The sequence below is a fragment of the Brachybacterium sp. YJGR34 genome, from assembly GCF_003347015.1.
Taxonomy (GTDB): domain Bacteria; phylum Actinomycetota; class Actinomycetes; order Actinomycetales; family Dermabacteraceae; genus Brachybacterium.
Map to the genome: position 1 here is coordinate 394,711 of NZ_PNFB01000002.1, position 18,179 is coordinate 412,889.

Genomic DNA, 18,179 nt, shown 5'->3' on the forward strand with positions numbered 1-18,179 from the left:
GAGACTCAGCTCAGCAGCTCGCGGATGTCCTCGGCCGTGACCGCGGAGCGGAAGGCCTCGCCGCCGTCGGTGAGCGCGTCGAACAGCTCCGCCTTGCGCTGCTGCAGGGCCAGCACCTTCTCCTCGATCGTGTCCTCGGCGATCATCCGGTAGACCATCACGGTGCGGTCCTGGCCGATGCGGTGCGCGCGGTCCACGGCCTGGTTCTCCGCCGCCGGGTTCCACCAGGGGTCCAGCAGGAACACGTAGTCCGCCTCGGTGAGGGTGAGGCCGAACCCGCCCGCCTTGAGCGAGATGAGGAAGACCGGCGCATCGCCCTCGCGGAACCCGCTGACCGCCGCGTCCCGGTCGCGGGTCGAGCCGTCCAGGTGCGCATAGCGCACGCCTCGGGACTCGAGCTCGCCCGCCACCCGGTCCAGGTAGGAGGTGAACTGGCTGAACAGCAGCACCCGGTGGCCGTCGCCGATCACCTCCTCGAGACGGTCGAAGAGGGCCTCGAGCTTGGAGCTGGAGACGTCGGCGTAGGCCTCGGGATCCACCAGGGAGGGATCCAGCGCCATCATCCGCAGCAGCGTGAGGGAGCGGAAGACGATGAACCGCTGCCGGTCCAGATCGGTCTCGATGAGCCCCAGCACCTTCTTCCGCTCGCGCTGCAGCACCGAGTCGTAGACCGCACGGTGCTCGGGAGACAGCGTCACCGAGAGCACCTCCTCGTGCTTCTCCGGCAGCTCGGTGGCGACCAGCTCCTTCGTACGGCGCAGCAGGAAGGGGCGGACGCGCCGACGCAGCAGCTCCATGCGCCCGGGATGATCACCGGTCTCGATCGGCAGGGTGTAGCGCTTGCGGAAGCCGATCGCGGTGCCCAGCAGTCCCGGCGCGACGAGATCGAGGATCGCCCACAGGTCGTCCAGCGAGTTCTCCATCGGGGTGCCGGTGATCGCGAGCCGGAAGGAGGCCTGCACCCCCTTGGCGGCGCGGTGCGTGCGCGAGCGGCGGTTCTTCACGAACTGCGCCTCGTCGAGCACGAAGCCCTGGAACGCTCGGGAGGCGAAGTCCTCCTCGTCGATCCGCAGCACCGCGTAGCTGGTCACCACCAGATCCGCTCCCCGGGTCGCCGAGGCCAGATCGGCGCCGCGCGAGGCGGCGGTGCGATCGAGCACGCGCACGTCCAGGTCGGGAGTGAAGCGCTCGGCCTCCCGCCGCCACACCGGGAGCACGGAGGCCGGGGCGACCACGAGGAACGGATCGGCGTCCTCGTCGGCGGTCCGCGCGCCCTCGCGGGCCTGCGCGACCAGGGCGAGGGTCTGGACCGTCTTGCCCAGGCCCATGTCGTCGGCGAGGATCCCGCCCAGGCCGTGGGCGAAGAGGAAAGCCAGCCAGGCATAGCCCTCGCGCTGGTAGGGCCGCAGATCGGCCGCGAGCCCGCGGGGCAGCGCGGGCAGGGGCACCTCGTCCAGCGAGCGCAGAGCGCCCACGCTCGACTCCCAGGACTCGCTGGCCACGACCTCGTCCGCGATCTCCTGCAGATCGTCCCAGAGGTCCAGCTGGAAACGGCTGAGCTGCTGGTGCTCCGGCTCCCACTCGGAGAGCGCCTCGCCCTCGCGGATCAGCTCCCGCAGCGCGTCGAAGGCCGGGTTCTCGAGGGAGAAGTAGGTGCGGTCCGGGAGCAGGAGCTTCGAGCGGCCCTGCGCGAGGGCGACGAACAGGCTCGGGAACGGGATCTGGCGGCCCTCGATGGTGATGTCGAAGCCGAGGTCGAACCAGTCGTTCTTGCCGGGGGAGGAGTGCTGGGAGATCCGGACCTGCGGCGCCCCGTCCAGCTCCCGGTACGCGTGGCGGGTGCCCGTGACCTCGACCTCGACGTGATCCATCAGGGCCAGGCCGTCGAGCACGTGCTCGGAGACGTGCGCGGTGTCCGTGCCCGAGAGCAGCTCGGCGGAATCGCTCGGCGTCAGCTCCCACCGCGCGACGACCTCGGCGATCACCGCCTCCTCGTGGGCGAGATCCCGGTGGGCGCCCTGGCGCTGGTCCAACGGCAGGCGGCGGTCCGGATCGTGGTAGTGCCACGACCAGCGCAGCGTGAGCCGGTCACCGGAGGCGTAGGCGGCGGTGAGGTGCAGGGTGGCGCGGCGCGCGGCCGGGAGCTCGACGCTGCCGTCGAGGCTGGTCATCGTCGTCAGCGCCCGCAGCGGCGGATAGGCGACCTCGAGGAAGGCCCGGCGGTCCTCCGCCGGCACTACGAGCGGCTCCCGGCGGTGCAGCAGGGTGCGCAGGCTGCGGGGCACGGAGGTGCCGACGGGGGCGATGCGCGCGCCGAGCGCGCCGTCGGCGGTGATCTCGACGTCGAGCACCCCGGCGCCGCCCAGCAGCCGTCCGCGCGCGGTCGGCTCGCCGCCGATGCTGACGCGGGGCCGGACCTCGAGGTCCCCGGAGCTCTCCTCGGCCACCAGGTCGAGACCCGCCTCGCCGCCTCCGACCAGGTCGATCGCGGTCATGCCGGCTCCGGCGAGGAACTCCACCCCGGCGTCGCGGGCGTGCTCGAGGGTCTGCCACAGCAGCGGGGAGGTGATGGAGTTCAGCCACAGGTGGTCGATCGCGCCGCTGGAGTAGGAGCGCTCCACCGAGGCCGCGGCGAAGATCCTCGTCAGTGCCTCGCCCTGGGCCGCGTCGTACTCGCGCCCCGCCAGGCGGTACTCGAAGGTGCGCCAGGACAGGTCCCCCTTGATCCAGGCGCCCTTGCGGCCGCGGGTGAGGGGCCGCATGCCCAGCCACAGCTCGGCCCCCGCCTCCACGTGCGCGGGGGTGGCCGTCTCGCGGCGGTGGCGCGCCGCACCGGAGGCGGAGGAGGCGGCGGCCTCGAGGTCGAAGCGCAGCGCGAGCGGCCGGGGCGCGGCATCGGCCCCCGTGGTCGTCGTCGCGCTCAGCAGGGGGCGCAGCACGCTGCGCCACTCCGCCGGCGGGTTCTCCCGCACCGCCCGGGACCCCAGGTCGTTGAGGTGATACAGGCTGGCGGCGGCGTGCAGGCAGGACTCCCCGGCGCTGCAGCTGCACCGGGAGCTGCGCGGCCGCCACAGTCCCCCGGGCCCGGGGGACTGGAAGCGGCGCGAGACCGCGTCCTCCTCGTACTCGGCGAGCACCACCTGCGGGTGCTGCCGGGTGCCGTCGTCGTCCTCGACGGTCGCCGAGACCGTCGAGGAATCCTGGTCCCAGGTGAGATCGGTGACACGGCCGGCACGGGCTGCGGCGAGCCCGCGGCCCGAGGTGCGATCGCCCACGTGGTGGCTGATCGCCGAGGGCAGCAGGCGGGGCAGGAGGAGCGGATCGGGCATCCCTCCAACGTAATCGCCCCGGGCGTGCTGAGGCGAGCGGAGTGACGAGGTCGCACCGCTCACCGGGTAGTCTCACAGCGGACCTCCGGACCGGGACCCCGCGGCGCGCCCGCGCTCCGGTGCCCGGCGGGGGTCGGCGATCACCGATCCTCGTGAGGAGAACCCTGTGGCACGACTGTTCGGAACCGATGGAGTGCGCGGACGCGCCAACGGCGACATCACCGCCGAGCTCGCGGTCGAGCTGTCCGTGGGCGCCGCCCACGTGCTCGGCACGCTCGGCGCCTTCGGCGGCACCAAGCCGCGCGCGATCGTCGCCCGGGACCCCCGGCCCTCGGGGGACTTCCTCTCCGCGGCGGTGTGTGCGGGCCTCGCCTCCGCCGGCGTCGACGTCCTCGATGCCGGGGTGCTGCCCACCCCGGGCCTGGCCCACCTGGTCCAGTCCACCAGCGCTGACCTCGGCGTGATGATCTCCGCCTCCCACAACCCCGCTCCCGACAACGGCATCAAGTTCTTCGCCCGCGGCGGCACGAAGCTGCCCGACGAGGTCGAGGACGCCATCGAGGCCCGGCTCGGCGAGGAATGGGACCGTCCCCAGGGCACCTCCGTCGGCACCATCACCCCCTACGAGGGCGCCGTCGAGACGTACGTCGAGCATCTCGTGTCCACCCTGGACCGCCCGCTCGACGGGCTCACCGTCGTGGCCGACTGCGCCAACGGCGCCGCCTGCGAGACCGGCCCGCTGGCCCTGCGCCGCGCCGGCGCCACCGTGCACGTGATCGGCGACCGCAGCGACGACGGCCTCATCAACGACGGGGTGGGCTCCACGCACCTCGGTCCGCTGCAGGAGGCCGTGCGCGTCCACGGCGCCGACGTCGGCGTGGCCTTCGACGGCGATGCCGACCGCTGCCTGGCGGTCGACGCGGACGGCGAGGTCATCGACGGGGACCAGATCATGGGCATCCTGGCGCTCGCCCTCAAGGAGCGGGGGAAGCTGCACGACGACACCCTCGTGGTGACCGTCATGAGCAACCTCGGCCTCAAGCTCGCCATGCGCGAGCACGGCATCGTGCTGGGGCAGACCGGGGTCGGGGACCGCTACGTGCTCGAGGAGATGAACCTCGGCGGCTACTCCATCGGCGGCGAGCAGTCCGGTCACGTCATCATCGCCGAGCACGCGACGACCGGCGATGGCGAGCTCACCGCCCTCCACCTGCTCCAGCGCATGGCCGAGACCGGCCGCACCGCCCGCGAGCTGGCCGACGTCATGACCCGGCTCCCGCAGGCCCTGATCAACGTGAAGAACGTCGACAAGGCCCGCGCGACCATCGACCACGAGGTGCTCGACGCCGTGGCCGCGGCCGAGCAGCAGCTGGGGGAGACCGGCCGAGTGCTGCTGCGCCCCTCCGGCACCGAGCCCGTCGTCCGCGTCATGGTCGAGGCGCCGACGGACGAGGTGGCCACGGAGGTCGCCGAGCGGCTGGCCTCCGTCGTCAGCGCCCGCGTCGGCCTCTGACCGGACGCGGCGCCGCCCCGGCGGGCGGTGCCGCCGCAGTCGGCGGTGCTGCGGTGCCCGCACTGCCGCCCCGGCCCGCGCCGCGTCCGCGGCGCGCCTCCGCCGCGTCCCGGCGCACCGCCGCCGCGGCCCCGTGCGCCGGCCCGCGCCGCCGCTCAGATCTTGCGCAGCAGCACCGAGTGGACCCGGTGCTGGCCGTCCTTGCGCAGCACGAGGTCCGCGCGGCCGCGGGTGGGCAGGACGTTCTCGGCGAGGTTCGGGCCGTTGATGGTCCGCCAGATCCGCAGCGCGGTCTCCTCCGCCTCGGCGTCCGTGAGATCCGCATAGCGGGTGAAGTAGGAGCGGGGGTCGGAGAACGCCGTGCGGCGCAGGGTCAGGAACCGCTCCACGTACCAGCGCTGGACGTCCTCCGCCCGTGCATCCACGTAGACGGAGAAGTCGAAGAAGTCGGAGACGGCCATCCCCAGGCGCCCGTCGCGGCGGGGACGCGCGGGCTGCAGCACGTTCAGACCTTCGACGATGAGCACATCGGGGTGCTCCACGACAGCCTTCTCGTCCTCGAGGATGTCGTAGGTCAGGTGCGAGTACACGGGGGCCTCGACCCGGCTCTGACCGGCCTTGACGTCGGCGACGAAGCGCAGCAGGCCCCGCCGGTCGTAGCTCTCGGGGAACCCCTTGCGATGCATGATCCCGCGTCGCTCGAGCTCCGCGTTGGGCAGCAGGAAGCCGTCGGTGGTCACCAGCTGCACGCGCGGGGTCTCCGGCCAGCGCGCCATCAGCTCGCGCAGCAGGCGCGCCGTGGTCGACTTCCCGACCGCCACCGAGCCGGCCACACCGATCACGTACGGCGTGCGGTGCTGGCGGTGGTCCAGGAACTCCTCGCGGGCGCGGCGCAGCGACTGGGCGGCGGCGACCTGGATGTTCAGCAGGCGGGAGATGGGCCGGTAGACGGCATCGACCTCCCTCAGGTCCAGCCGGTCGCCGAGCCCGCGCAGCCGGGTGACGTCCTCCTCCGACAGCGGGAGGGGGGTCTGGCTCGACAGACGCGCCCAGTCCTCCCGGGCGATCTCCTCGAACGGGGTGACGGTGCTCGACGTCGACGCGGCCTTCATGCGGCGATTCTTCCAGCAAACGGGCACCGGTCGTGCAACCCGCCGCCGTGAGCACCCCGTGCGCGAACGTGATCAGCCGTGTGCGCGTTCGGCCAGCGCCGTGCACCGACCCCTGCCGAGGTGAGGAAGACCTCGTCGTCAGCTGCGGCGGCGCCGCGGAGAGGCGCCGCGGATCGCTACCGTGAGGCGCATGTGTGGAATCGTCGGATACGCAGGCCCCCGAGCCTCTGCCCCCTCAACCCGTCCCGTGGACGTCGCCCTCCAGGGCCTCGCCCGCCTCGAGTACCGCGGTTACGACTCCGCGGGCGTCGCCGTGATCGACGACGACGCCGTGCGCGTGACCAAGCGCGCCGGCAAGCTCGCCAACCTCCGTGAGGCGCTCGAGGGCGATGCCGGGACCAGCGGCCGCGTCTCCATCGCGCACACCCGCTGGGCCACCCACGGCGCGCCCACCGACCTCAACGCCCACCCGCACCACGGCGGCCGTGAAGGCGAGCTGGCCCTCGTGCACAACGGCATCATCGAGAACTTCGCCGCCCTGCGCGCCGAGCTCGAGGGTCAGGGCTTCGCCTTCACCTCCGAGACCGACTCCGAGGCCGCCGCCCACCTGGTGGCCCGCGAGATGGAGCAGGCCGGGGACCTCACCGAGGCGATGCGCCGCGCCGCCGCCTCCCTCGAGGGGGCCTTCACCCTGCTGGCCGTGCACCGCGACGCCCCGGACACCGTGGTCGCCGCCCGCCGCAACTCCCCGCTGGTGGTGGGCCTGGGCGAGGGCGAGAACTTCCTCGGCTCCGATGTCGCCGCCTTCGTGGACTCCACCAAGGAAGCGCTCGAGATCGGCCAGGACCAGGTCGTCACCGTCACCGCCGATGCCGTCTCGATCATCGACTTCGCCGGCAACGAGGTCACCGACGCCAAGCGCTACACCATCGAGTGGGACGCCGCGGCGGCGCAGAAGGGCGGCTACCCGTCCTTCATGGCCAAGGAGATCCACGAGCAGCCCAGCGCCGTCGCGGACACCCTGCTGGGCCGCCTCGTCGACGGGGCGCTGCAGCTGGACGAGATGGACATCGACCCCTCCGTGCTGCGCAGCGTCGACAAGATCGTCGTGGTCGCCTGCGGCACCGCCGCGAACGCCGGCGAGGTCGCGAAGTACGCGATCGAGCACTGGTGCCGCATCCCCACCGAGGTCGAGCTCGCCCACGAGTTCCGCTACCGCGACCCGGTCGTCACCGAGAAGACCCTGGTCGTGGCCATCTCGCAGTCCGGCGAGACGATGGACACCCTGATGGCCGTGCGCCACGCCCGCGAGCAGGGCGCGAAGGTCATCGCGATCTGCAACACCCGCGGCTCGACCATCCCCCGCGAGGCCGACGCCGCGCTGTACCTGCACGTCGGCCCCGAGATCGCGGTCGCCTCGACGAAGGCGTACCTGGGCCAGATCGCCGCCTGCTACCTGCTGGGCCTGTTCCTCGCGCAGGTGCGCGGCAACCTCTACCCCGATGAGATCGCCGCCCTCATGGAGGACCTCGAGAAGCTGCCGGAGCAGATCCAGCAGGTCCTCGACGGCGCCGGGCAGATCGAGACGCTCGCCGATCAGATGAAGGACGCCACGAGCGTGCTCTTCCTGGGGCGCCACGTCGGCTACCCCACCGCGATGGAGGGCGCCCTGAAGCTCAAGGAGCTCGCCTACATCCACGCCGAGGGCTTCGCCGCCGGCGAGCTCAAGCACGGCCCGATCGCGCTGATCGAGGAGGGCCAGCCGGTGTTCGTCATCGTCCCCTCCCCGAACGGCCGCCACTCGCTGCACTCCAAGGTGGTCTCCAACATCCAGGAGGTGCGCGCCCGCGGCGCCCGCACCCTGGTGATCGCCGAGGAGGGCGACGACGCGGTGCTGCCCTACGCCGACGAGGTGCTGCGGGTGCCCGCCACCCGCACCCTGTTCGCGGCGCTGCTGACCGTGATCCCGCTGCAGATCTTCGCCTGCGAGCTCGCCACGGCGAAGGGCCTGGACGTGGACCAGCCCCGCAACCTCGCCAAGTCCGTCACCGTCGAGTGACGGCCGCGGCACGGTCTCCCCGCGGACCGTCCGCGGGTGTGATACTGCCCCGGTGACCTCCTTCCCGACCGCGAGCGCGGCGCCCGGCCCCGACGACAGCTTCGGGGGCCGGGCGTTCGCGCCCCGCGACGACGGCACCGTGGCCGGGGTGGGCATCGACGTGGTCGACATCCCGCGCCTGGCGGGGATGCTCGAGCGGACCCCCGCCCTGCTGGATCGCCTGTTCACCCCCGCGGAGCGCGGACTCTCCGACGCCTCCCGCGCGGCCCGCGTGGCCGCCAAGGAGGCGGTGGGCAAGGCGCTCGGCGCCCCCGGGGACTTCTCCTGGCAGGACGTGACCGTGCGGCGCACCGCGGCGCGCCGCCCCTACCTGCAGCTGCGCGGTGCAACATTGCGCGCGGCCGAGGAGCAGGGCGTGGCCCATCTGCACCTGTCCCTCACGCACGACGGCAGCATCGCCACCGCGATCGTGATCGCCGAGCGGTCCGACGAGCCGGGCGGCGCCTCATGATCCGCGCGCACAGCGCCGAGCAGGTCCGCGCGGCCGAGGCCCCGCTGCTCGCCGCGGGCGACCCGCTCATGCTCCGCGCCGCCCGCGCCCTCGCCGAGCGCACCCGTCGGCGCCTCGCCGGTGCCCCCGCCGCGGGCCCGCGCGTTCTCGTCCTCGCCGGCTCCGGTGCCAACGGCGGGGACGGGCTGCACGCCGCCGCCCTCCTGCGCCGCGAGGGGATCGGGGCCGACGCGATCCTCACCGCGGAGCGCCACCACACCGGCGGCGCCGCCGCGCTCGAGGACGCCGGCGGCACGCTGCACGCCCTGGACGATCTGACGCCCGAGGAGCTCGCGGAGCTGCTGGCCGGCGCGGAGCTCGTGCTCGATGCGATCCTCGGGATCGGCGGCCGGCCGGCGGTGCCCCCGCCGCTGCGCCCCCTGCTGGAGGCCGTGCGGTGCAGCGCGGTGCCGGTCCTCGCGGTGGACCTGCCCAGCTTCGTGGACGCCACCACCGGGGAGACCGCCCCCGAGGCGCTGCGCGCGGCGGAGACGGTGACCTTCGGCGCCCTCAAGGCCGGCGCACTGCTGCCCGGCGGTGCCGAGCGCTGCGGGGAGCTCCACCTGGTCGACCTCGGCCTGGCGCCGCACTTGGGGGAGACCCCGTCCCTGCTGCGGCTCGAGGACGCCGACGTCCGCGTCCTGTTCCCGCACCCTCCGCGGGAGGCCACCAAGTACAGCCGCGGCGTGGTCGCGCTCGCCGCGGGCTCCGAGCAGTACCCGGGCGCCGCCGTGCTCGCCGCCTCCGGCGCGGCCCGCGCGGGCGCCGGGATGGTGCGCTGCCTCGCCCCGCAGAGCGTGCTGGACCTCGTCCTCCGCGAGCGCCCCGAGGTGGTCGGCCACCCCGTGCAGCCCACCACCTTGGACCCCTCCTCCCTGCACCTGGAGGACACCGGCCGCATCGGCGCGCTCGTGGTGGGACCGGGCCTGCCGGGGACGGATCCGCGGGCCCGGGCGGGGGCGGCGCTGCTCTGCCGCGGAGACCGCTTCTCGCGGGGCGTGCTCGATGCGGGCGCGCTCGAGGCGATCGGTGCGGAGGACCGCTTCGGCCCGGACGTCGTCCTCACCCCGCACGCCGGCGAGGCCGCGCGCCTCGCCCGCCGCCTGGGCGCCGATCCGGACCGGCCCCCGCCCCTGCTCGCGGCCGCGCTCGCCTCCCTCACCGGGGCGACCGTGCTGCTCAAGGGGCCGATCACGGTGATCGCGCCGGGCGACGGCGGTCCCCTGCGCTCTCAGGAGGACGGGACCGCGCAGCTGGCGAGTGCCGGCACCGGCGACGTCCTCGCGGGAGTGCTCGGCACCCTGCTCGCCGCCGGTCTGCCCGGGCCGGACGCCGCCGCGGTCGCCGCGATCCTGCACGGCCGCGCGGGGCGCCTCGCCTCCCGCGACGGCCTGGTGCCGCTGGTCGCACTCGAGGTGGCCGGGCGCCTCCCCGACGCGCTGGCGACTATCCTGGCTCCCGCCCCGCAGTGAGCGAAGGAGTTCGATGAGCATCCCGATCCCCGCCGAGGACCCTCGGCATCTGCCCAATCGGGCGGTGATCGACCCCTCGGCGATCACGCAGAACACGCGCGCCCTGGGCACCCTGCTCGAGGAGCAGACCGCCCTGATGGCGGTGGTGAAGGCCGACGGCTACGGGCACGGCATGCTGACCGCCGCGCGCGCCGCGATCGAGGGCGGCGCGACCTGGCTGGGCGTCGCCCATCCGGCGAGCGCCCTCGCCCTGGCCCGCGCGGACCTCGAGGTGCAGATCCTCACCTGGCTGTACGAGCCGCACACCGCGAGGACGGTGCTGCCGCAGGTGATCGGCTCCGGGGTCGATGTGTCCGTCGGCTCCGCGGAGATGCTCGCGCTGGTCTCCGAGGCGGCGCGGGCGGCCGATCGCCGCGCCCGCGTCCACCTCAAGATCGACACCGGCATGGGGCGCAACGGGGTGATGCCCTGGCAGATCCGGGAGATCGGCGCCGCCGTGCGGGAGGACGACTTCCTGCAGCTCACCGCGACCTGGACCCATCTGACCAGTGCGGACGACCCGGCGGATCCCGTCACCGATCAGCAGGTCGAGCTGTTCGACTCCGCCTGCGCGGCCCTCGAGGACGAGGTGGGCCCGATCCCGCTGCAGCACCTCGCGAACTCCGCGGCGACCCTCACGCGGCCCGACCTGCATCGCGACATCGTGCGGCCCGGCATCGCGCTGTACGGCTACCCGCCGGTGGCCACCGACGTCCCGCTGCGCCCGGCGATGACGCTGACCAGCCGCCTCGCGCTGGTCAAGGACGTCCCGGAGGGCCAGAGCATCGGCTACGGCCGGATCAGCACCACCGAACGGGCCACCCGCCTGGGCCTGGTCCCCATCGGCTACGCCGACGGGCTCCACCGGGAGGCCAGCGACCGTGCCGAGGTGCTCGTGCGCACCGACTCCGGGGATCATCGCGTCCCGCAGGTGGGGCGGATCAGCATGGACCAGATCGTCGTCGACCTGGGGCCGGCCGCCGATGCCCGCCCCGGCGACGAGGTGCTCCTCTTCGGCGACTCCGGGGGAGCGCCCAACGCCCCCTGGGCGCCCACCGCGGACGAGTGGGCCCGGGCCGCCGGGACGATCCCCTACGAGGTCCTCACCTCCGTCTCCGGGCGCGTCACCCGCGAGGTGCGCGGATGAGCGCCGGGGACGTCCGGGGCGGGAGCGCGCTGGAGATGCGCACGCGGGACCCGGAGGGAACGCGCACCCTCGCCCGTGCGCTCGCCGCCGTGCTGCGGGCCGGGGACCTGGTGGTCCTGGACGGCCCCCTCGGCGCCGGCAAGACCACCTTCACGCAGGGCCTCGGGGCCGGGCTGGGGGTGCGCGGCCCCGTCGCCTCCCCGACCTTCGTCATCGAGCGGGTCCACCCCAGCCTGGGCGGCGGACCGGATCTGGTGCACGTGGACGCGTACCGCCTGGCCGGGGGAGGGGACATCGACGACCTCGACCTGGAGGCGGATCTCGATCGTGCCGTGACCGTGGTCGAGTGGGGTCGCGACCACGTGGAGCACCTCGTGGACTCCTTCCTGCGCGTCGAGCTGGAGCGTCCCGACGCGGTCGAAGACCCCGAGGACCCCGACGAGCCGCGCACGTTGCGCCTGGTGCCGTACGGCTCCCGCTGGGACGAGGCCGCGCTCGAGGAGCTCGAGGCGGCGCTCGCCGCGATCACCGGGCCCGACGGCCTCGTGGACCCCGACCGTTCGGACGCCCCGTCCGCCCCTGCCGAAGGAGATCTCTGATGCTGCTGGGCATCGACACCTCGGGTGCCGTGAGCACCGCCGTCGCCCGCGGGGAGCTGACCGGCCCCGCCCCCGAGATCCTCGCGGTGCGCTCCGATCAGCGCTCCCGCCACCACGACGAGGTGCTGCTCGCACTGATCGAGGAGACGCTGGACGCCGCCGGCGTCCGGCGCGACGAGCTCACGGGCGTCGTCGTGGGCCGCGGGCCCGGGCCGTTCACGGGCCTGCGCGTGGGCCTGGTCTCCGCCCGCAGCATCGCGGCCGTGCTCGGGGTGCCGCTGCACGGGCTGAGCTCCCTGGACGCCCTGGCCCACCAGGCGCTGGCCCAGCACGGCGCCGGAGCGGGGGAGGAGGTCACCGTGGGTGTCGCGCTGGACGCGCGCCGCCGCGAGGTCTACCACGCCCGCTACCGTCGCACGGCCGACGGCGCGATCCTGCGCGAGGCGGAGCCCGCGGTCGATGCCCCGGCCGAAGTCGCCGCGGAGCTCACCGCCTGCGACCTACTCGTCGGCTCCGGCACCACCCTGTACCCGGAGCTGCTGCCGGCGAGCGCGGATCTCGTCCATGCCGACGCCGGGCACCTGATCCTCGCGGCGGCGACGCTCGCGGCCCGGGGCCTCGACCTCTCGGGCACCGAGCCGATGTATCTGCGCGATCCCGACGCCGCCAAGCCCACCGCGCGCAAGAGCGCCCTGGGCCGCTGACATGACCGGCGCCGACCGCGCGGTCCCCGGCGCAGGCGAGGGGACCGGCGGAGCGTCCGACTGGGCCCTGCGGCCCGCCGGCCTCGAGGACATCGAGGAGATCGCCGCCGCGGAGCTGGAGCTGTTCCCCGACGAGGCCTGGTCGCCCCTGCAGCTGGCCGAGGAGATCGGCCACCCCTCGCGGCGCTACGTGATCGCGGCCCGGGGCGCCGACGCCTCCGGAGCCCTGCTGGGCTATGCCGGGATCATGCTCGCCGGCGAGCTCGCGGACCTGCACACCATCGGCACGCGCTGCGAGGGCCGCGGCATCGGCCGTGCCCTGCTCGCCTGGTGCGAGGAGCAGGCCCGCGAGGGCGGCGCCGAGCGGATGCTGCTCGAGGTGCGGGAGGACAACGCCCGGGCGCGGAGCGTCTACGCGGCCGCCGGCTACCGCGAGATCGACCGACGCCGCGGCTACTACCGGATCCGCGGCCGGGCGATCGACGCGATCGTCATGGAGCGGACGCTCGCCGCCTCCGCGCCGCCGGCGCCCGGCCCGCCCTCCGTCAGCTGAGCAGCGGCGCGAGGTAGCCGCCCTCGTCCTCGAGCAGGCCGGTGAGCAGACGGCTGGGGCGCCAGTCCTCGGCGGGTTCGTCGAGGTCGTCGTGGCCGATCCAGATGTCGAGGTCGCGGAGCTGGTCGAGGACCGCGGCGCCGTGGAGCAGCGCGCGGCCGTGCACCGGATCCCTGTGCTCTGCGGCGATCCGCACCGCGGCGGCGCCCGCCTCCGTGTCGACGAGGTGGCCGTCCTCGGTGACGCGGGCCTCGCAGATCAGCCGGCATAGGTCGATCTCGACGGGGCCGAGCACGGCGAACTCCACGTCCAGCAAGGCGACGACCTCCCCGTCCCACAGGGCGTTCATCAGGGCGAGGTCACCGTGGTTCACGACCTGCCTGGTCGCGGCGGCGGCCCGGACGTAGTCCTCGAGGAGACCACGGAGCCGGGACCGCTGGTTGTCGGAGAACCCCAGCGCGGCGTCGGCGCGCCGGGCCGCGGCCAGGGCATCGTCCGTCGTCGCCGGGACGAAGCCCCCGCTCGCGGGGACCAGCCCTCGGAGGGAGTCGCTCGCGGCGTGCATGAACCGCACTCGCGCCCACAGCTGGTGGACCGCCTGTCGCTGCTCCGCCGGATCCAGCTCCGACCAGGACTCGCCGAGGTTGCGGCCGGGGACTTCCGCGGTGACGATCCAGCCGTGACCTTCGGCCGAGCCCGCCCCGAGGATCTCCGGGTGGCCGATCTCCGCCGGCAGCGCGCGAATCAGAGCGGCCTCGTGCGACATGTCGCTGGGCGCGGTGGCGATCCGCACGGCGATGCCGTCGCCGACCCACGTCGCGTTCGAGTAGCCGTTCGCGCGCCGCATCCGCGCGAGCTCTCCGCCGTGGGCGGCCGCGATCTCGGCCGCCAGAGATCGGACGTGAACGGCGTGGGCCGGGTCGCGATGTCGATCCAGCGGATGGACGTCCTCGTCGAGCCCGGGCGTCACAGGAAGTCGCGGACCTTCCAGAACGCATCGGGGTACCGGGCCTCCAGCCGCACCACGGCGATCCGCACCCCCACCAGGAGGAGGACCACCCCGGCCGCCAGTGCGAGGACACCGGCGAGGACGGTCAGCGCCATGCTGCCCACCACGGCTCCCCAGATGCCCACGCCGATGGCCGGCAGCAGCGGCACGAGGACCCCGCCCATCGCGACGGTCATCGCGATCATCGCGTTCGAGGTCGAGGCGGACTTGTCCTTCATGGGATTGGTGCCCGGGGGCGAGCTCGGGTAGGGAAGCAGCACGCTGACCACCGCGGAGATCCCCCAGCCGCACAGCATCGCGCCCAGCGCCCCCATGACCGACATCGGGATCAGCTCCGGGGTCCCGTGGAGCAGGGGGACCACCACGGTCACCACGATCGCGAAGGGCACCGTCAGCACGGCCATCGCGGCGATGCGTCCCAGCAGATTCGCCCGCGCGGGCAGATCGGCGACGATGTTGACCCAGCCGGCCGGACCGTCGAAGCCGATCTCGTTGGAGATGCTGATGCCGCTCATGCCCACCATGAAGATCGTCAGACCCAGCATCATCGGGCGCGTCTCCGGCAGCATCATGCCCATCGCCGCGAAGAACACGATCATGACCGGGTACAGGCCCAGCGCCGCGAGATACCGGGTGTCGCGCCGCCAGTACCGCAGCGACTTCCCCAGCACGGCACCGAAGGGCCCGGGGCGCACGCCGCGCGGCACCAGGGCGGAGACCTTGGTGGTGCCGGAGGACGCCTCACCGCTCAGGGCGGAGGTCAGCGAGAGGTCGATCGAGCGCCGCCACCAGAGCCACATGACGGTCAGCGTGGCCGCGCCGATCACGGCGCGCAGCAGGGCGGTGAGCACCTGGCCCTCGGCGAGGTCCATCGGGACCGCGAACAGAGCGCCCAGCGGAGTCCAGGCGAGCACGGTGACGAGCTGGGGGAGCCAGCTGAGCACGAGATCGAGGTCCAGATCGTCGATGCGCTGCATCGACAGGGAGAAGGCGTAGATCGCGACGAACATGGCGAGGAAGCCGAAGATGCCGCCCAGCTCGCGACCGCTGCGCGAGGAGGCGCGGCTGGCGGAGTGCGCGAACCAGGCGCGCGGCAGCAGCAGGCACAGGGCGAAGCCGGCGACGTTCGCGGGGATCAGCGCGATGACGGCGAGCACGATCCACACGATCCCCTCGCCGAACAGCACCAGCCAGAGCAGCTCGAAGGCGGTCGCGATGCCGATCGCGAGCAGGGTGAAGACGCTGGGCAGGCTGAGCGCGGCGGCGGCGAACAGGCCCGGCTGCAGCTCCTTGGCGGAGCGCGGGTACAGCGCGAAGGCCCGCGGGTCCAGGGTGTCGTCGAGGCCGAAGGCGAGGACCGGGATGAGGAACCACAGCAGCACCGTGACGGCGCCCAGACCCCGCAGGATCAGCGGGAAGAGATCGCCCTCCCCGGTCCACAGCGTCGTGGCCAGGAAGGCGACCACGAGCATGACCAGGCCGAAGACGGCGTAGAGCCCGCCGAAGGCGGTGCCGACGATCTTGCCGACGTTCTTGCGGTAGGACCGCTTCCACAGGGTCCACTTCAGGCCCAGCTGCAGGCGGATCAGCGCCCGCTGGGGGATCTCGCCGTGGTGGACGCCGGTCGCCGCGGCGGCGTGGACCTGCTCGGTGCTCAGGACTCCAGCCATGACAGGCTCCCCTCCTCGACGTCGCCGCCGCCGACCAGGTCGATGAACGTCTGGACCAGGCTGCCGCCCTGCCGCACCTCGTCCAGCGTGCCGTCGGCCAGCAGCTCGCCGTGGGCGATGATCGCGACGTGGCTGCACAGGCCCTCGACCAGCTCCATGACATGGCTCGACAGCACCACAGTGCCGCCGCCGTCCACGTAGGCGGTGAGGATCCGCCGGATCACCTGCGCGGAGACCGGGTCGACGGCCTCGAGCGGCTCGTCCAGGACCAACAGGCGCGGTGCGTGCAGCAGCGCGCTGGCCAGCAGGATCTTCTTGGTCATGCCGGCGGAGTAGTCCACGACCAGCTTGCCGTCCTCGCCCGCGAGATCCAGGGCGGACAGCAGCGAGTTCGTGCGCTCCTCGACCACGTCCGCGGCCATGCCGCGGATCAGGCCCACGTAGGTGAGCAGCTCGCGGCCGGTCAGACGGTCGAAGGTGCGCAGCCCGTCCGCGAGCACCCCCAGGCGCGCCTTGGCCTCCTGCGGCTGGGCCCACATGTCCGTGCCCAGGATGTGCGCGGTGCCGCCGTCCGGACGGAGGAGGCCGGTGGCCATCGAGAGGCTCGTGGTCTTGCCGGCGCCGTTGGGGCCGACGATCCCGTAGAAGGAGCCGCGCGGGACATCCAGGGAGATCCCGTGGACCACCTCCGTCCCGTCGAAGGACTTGCGCAGCGCGCGCAGCGAGAGCGCCGACTCGGGAGGGATCGCGGCGTCGGCCTGCACCGGGGCGGCGGCAGGATCGGGGGCGCCGGCGGGACCGGGAGCAGGGAACGGCTGCTGTCGCGGCGTCGCGGCCCCGGCGGAGCCGACCGGGGCCGGGGAGGAGGAGGGGTCGAGGGGGTGCATGGCCACACGGTACCGAGCACCGCCGACGCGCACTGCCCGCCGCACGGCGAGGTGAGGGCCGACCTTCGTCGGAGACTCGCGGACGCCGTGACGGACCGAGCCGCCCTCCCCGCCGCTAGGATGCACACCTGAGCCGCCGTGGCTCGTTCGGAAGGAGCTCCATGTCGACGCTGCATCCCACCTCGCGATCCTCCGGCCTCGCCCCCGAGACCGAGGAGATCCCGATGGGGGTCCGTCGCGCGGCCGCCTGGTCCTGGCGGCTCCTCGTGGTCGTGGCCGCCTCCGCCCTGATCATCTGGGGCCTGCTGCAGATCACCACCATCGTGATCCCGGTGCTGATCGCGGTGCTGGTCGCCGCGCTGCTCAGCCCGATCGTCAAGGTGCTGACCCGCTACACCTTCCTGGGCCGTGCCGCCGCCAGCGGGATCGCCCTGCTGGGACTGCTCCTGGTCATCTCCGGGATGTTCACCCTCGCCGGACGGCAGCTGCTCGCCCAGTGGTCGGACATCCAGGAGAAGGCCGTCACCGGCTTCCAGTCCACGGTGACCTGGGCGACCGCCACCTTCGGGATCGATGCGCCGATGATCGACAGCGCCCTCGACGAGGGGCTCAGCCAGCTCCAGCAGAACGCCGATCAGCTCGTCACCGGCGCGGTGAACACCGCCGCCGTGCTCGGCAACGTGGTCACCGCGGTCATCGTCCTGCTGTTCGCCCTGTTCTTCTTCCTCTCCGGCGGAACGGGGATCTGGCGCTGGGTGGTGGGGCTGCTGCCGCCGGCGGCCCGGAATCCCACCCATGAGGCCTTCCGCCGCGGCTGGAAGGCGCTCTCGGCCTACATCCGCACCCAGATCCTAGTGGCCGCCGTCGACGCCTTCGGCATCTCGATCGGCATGGTCGCCCTGGGACTGGGGTCGTACGCCGTGCCGATCTGGCTGCTCGTGTTCCTGTTCTCCTTCATCCCGCTGGTCGGCGCGATCCTCTCCGGCGCCATCGCGGTGCTGCTGGTGCTGGTGCTCAACAACTGGATCGGCGCCCTGATCATGCTCGGCATCGTACTGCTGGTGCAGCAGATCGAGGGCAACGTGCTGCAGCCCTTCCTCATGGGCAAGGCTGTCGAGCTGCACCCGCTGGCGGTGTTCCTCGGGGTGGCCGCCGGCGCGATGGTCGCCGGAGTCCCCGGTGCGCTGTTCGCGATCCCGCTGATCGCCTTCGTCAACGCGACGATGCTCTACGTGGTGGGACGCGATCCCAGTCCCGAGCTGGGGGAGGACCGCGCGGCGCACGAGTACTTCGCCGCGATCGGCAGGCCCCGCGACACCGAGAGACCCACCTCCGCCTTCGCCAAGGCCGTGATCCCGAGCCTGCAGGCGCTGCGCCCGTCGGCCGGGAAGGCGGCGCCCGCCGCGCCGGCCTCGGCGGCATCGACGACCGCGGAGGCCGCCGGGTCGGCGACCGCGGAGCCCGCCGAGCCGGCGCCGACTCCCGGCGAGGCGCAGGAGCCCTCCGCGGGCACCCCGGAGGACCGGGGCCCGCGCG

14 protein-coding genes are annotated in these 18,179 nt (G+C 73.5%); 9 read left to right on the forward strand and 5 right to left on the reverse strand.

The window, feature by feature from the left end; genetic code table 11:
- Positions 1-5: 5 nt before the first annotated feature.
- The gene (locus CXH06_RS03770) at positions 6-3,329 is read right to left on the reverse strand and encodes a DEAD/DEAH box helicase (protein ID WP_114853795.1); all 3,324 of its coding nucleotides are present in this window, start codon (positions 3,327-3,329) and stop codon (positions 6-8) included.
- A 166-nt stretch (positions 3,330-3,495) separates the two neighbouring features.
- Between CXH06_RS03770 and glmM the strand changes: the two genes are divergently transcribed.
- Complete coding sequence (gene glmM, locus CXH06_RS03775; RefSeq protein WP_114853796.1) at positions 3,496-4,842, forward strand: phosphoglucosamine mutase; 1,347 nt, start codon at positions 3,496-3,498, stop codon at positions 4,840-4,842.
- Positions 4,843-4,997: 155 nt separating this feature from the next.
- Here glmM and coaA read toward each other — a convergent pair whose 3' ends face one another.
- On the reverse strand, positions 4,998-5,954 hold the full coding sequence (gene coaA / locus CXH06_RS03780; protein ID WP_114853797.1) for a type I pantothenate kinase: 957 nt from the start codon (positions 5,952-5,954) through the stop codon (positions 4,998-5,000).
- A 190-nt stretch (positions 5,955-6,144) separates the two neighbouring features.
- Between coaA and glmS the strand changes: the two genes are divergently transcribed.
- From glmS to CXH06_RS03815, 7 genes are read left to right on the forward strand one after another with little or no spacing between them, the layout of a single operon-like run.
- Complete coding sequence (gene glmS / locus CXH06_RS03785; RefSeq protein WP_114853798.1) at positions 6,145-8,013, forward strand: glutamine--fructose-6-phosphate transaminase (isomerizing); 1,869 nt, start codon at positions 6,145-6,147, stop codon at positions 8,011-8,013.
- Between the two features lie 52 nt (positions 8,014-8,065).
- Positions 8,066-8,524, forward strand: a complete 459-nt coding sequence (locus CXH06_RS03790) for a holo-ACP synthase (RefSeq protein WP_114853799.1) — start codon at positions 8,066-8,068, stop codon at positions 8,522-8,524.
- Positions 8,521-10,035, forward strand: a complete 1,515-nt coding sequence (locus CXH06_RS03795) for an NAD(P)H-hydrate dehydratase (protein WP_114853800.1) — start codon at positions 8,521-8,523, stop codon at positions 10,033-10,035. Before CXH06_RS03790 ends, CXH06_RS03795 begins: the two co-directional genes overlap by 4 nt.
- 13 nt (positions 10,036-10,048) lie before the next feature.
- Positions 10,049-11,221 (forward strand): alanine racemase, encoded by a 1,173-nt coding sequence (alr, locus tag CXH06_RS03800; RefSeq protein WP_114853801.1) that lies wholly within the window; start codon positions 10,049-10,051, stop codon positions 11,219-11,221.
- Positions 11,218-11,820, forward strand: coding sequence for a tRNA (adenosine(37)-N6)-threonylcarbamoyltransferase complex ATPase subunit type 1 TsaE (gene tsaE / locus CXH06_RS03805; protein ID WP_114853802.1), 603 nt, complete (start codon positions 11,218-11,220; stop codon positions 11,818-11,820). The genes alr and tsaE overlap by 4 nt, the downstream gene beginning before the upstream one ends.
- Positions 11,820-12,524 carry a tRNA (adenosine(37)-N6)-threonylcarbamoyltransferase complex dimerization subunit type 1 TsaB gene (tsaB, locus tag CXH06_RS03810; protein WP_114853803.1) on the forward strand — a complete coding sequence of 235 codons (705 nt, stop codon included), beginning with the start codon at positions 11,820-11,822 and terminating at the stop codon, positions 12,522-12,524. Before tsaE ends, tsaB begins: the two co-directional genes overlap by 1 nt.
- Before the next feature lies 1 nt (position 12,525).
- Complete coding sequence (locus CXH06_RS03815; RefSeq protein WP_114853804.1) at positions 12,526-13,077, forward strand: GNAT family N-acetyltransferase; 552 nt, start codon at positions 12,526-12,528, stop codon at positions 13,075-13,077.
- Here the strand turns inward: CXH06_RS03815 and CXH06_RS03820 are convergent.
- Genes CXH06_RS03820 through CXH06_RS03830 form a run of 3 tightly spaced genes read right to left on the reverse strand, consistent with a single transcriptional unit; the run spans position 13,070 to position 16,643 of the window.
- The gene (locus CXH06_RS03820; protein ID WP_114853805.1) at positions 13,070-14,047 is read right to left on the reverse strand and encodes a phosphotransferase family protein; all 978 of its coding nucleotides are present in this window, start codon (positions 14,045-14,047) and stop codon (positions 13,070-13,072) included. The genes CXH06_RS03815 and CXH06_RS03820 overlap by 8 nt on opposite strands.
- A complete protein-coding gene (locus CXH06_RS03825) occupies positions 14,044-15,756 on the reverse strand; it encodes a hypothetical protein (RefSeq protein ID WP_114853806.1) in 1,713 nt (570 codons plus the stop codon). Before CXH06_RS03825 ends, CXH06_RS03820 begins: the two co-directional genes overlap by 4 nt.
- A complete protein-coding gene (locus CXH06_RS03830) occupies positions 15,741-16,643 on the reverse strand; it encodes an ABC transporter ATP-binding protein (protein WP_114853807.1) in 903 nt (300 codons plus the stop codon). The genes CXH06_RS03825 and CXH06_RS03830 overlap by 16 nt, the downstream gene beginning before the upstream one ends.
- A 161-nt stretch (positions 16,644-16,804) precedes the next feature.
- Between CXH06_RS03830 and CXH06_RS03835 the strand changes: the two genes are divergently transcribed.
- Positions 16,805-18,179: AI-2E family transporter (locus CXH06_RS03835; RefSeq protein ID WP_232820181.1), on the forward strand; the 1,375-nt coding region annotated here is incomplete at its 3' end.

Excerpts from the sequence above, each read along its gene's own strand:
- CXH06_RS03770 (WP_114853795.1), bottom strand. The coding sequence starts at position 3,329 with ATGCCCGATCCGCTCCTCCTGCCCCGCCTGCTGCCCTCGGCGATCAGC.
- coaA (WP_114853797.1), bottom strand. The coding sequence starts at position 5,954 with ATGAAGGCCGCGTCGACGTCGAGCACCGTCACCCCGTTCGAGGAGATC.
- glmS (WP_114853798.1), top strand. The coding sequence starts at position 6,145 with ATGTGTGGAATCGTCGGATACGCAGGCCCCCGAGCCTCTGCCCCCTCA.
- CXH06_RS03795 (WP_114853800.1), top strand. The coding sequence starts at position 8,521 with ATGATCCGCGCGCACAGCGCCGAGCAGGTCCGCGCGGCCGAGGCCCCG.
- alr (WP_114853801.1), top strand. The coding sequence starts at position 10,049 with ATGAGCATCCCGATCCCCGCCGAGGACCCTCGGCATCTGCCCAATCGG.
- tsaE (WP_114853802.1), top strand. The coding sequence starts at position 11,218 with ATGAGCGCCGGGGACGTCCGGGGCGGGAGCGCGCTGGAGATGCGCACG.
- tsaB (WP_114853803.1), top strand. The coding sequence starts at position 11,820 with ATGCTGCTGGGCATCGACACCTCGGGTGCCGTGAGCACCGCCGTCGCC.
- CXH06_RS03815 (WP_114853804.1), top strand. The coding sequence starts at position 12,526 with ATGACCGGCGCCGACCGCGCGGTCCCCGGCGCAGGCGAGGGGACCGGC.
- CXH06_RS03825 (WP_114853806.1), bottom strand. The coding sequence starts at position 15,756 with ATGGCTGGAGTCCTGAGCACCGAGCAGGTCCACGCCGCCGCGGCGACC.
- CXH06_RS03830 (WP_114853807.1), bottom strand. The coding sequence starts at position 16,643 with ATGCACCCCCTCGACCCCTCCTCCTCCCCGGCCCCGGTCGGCTCCGCC.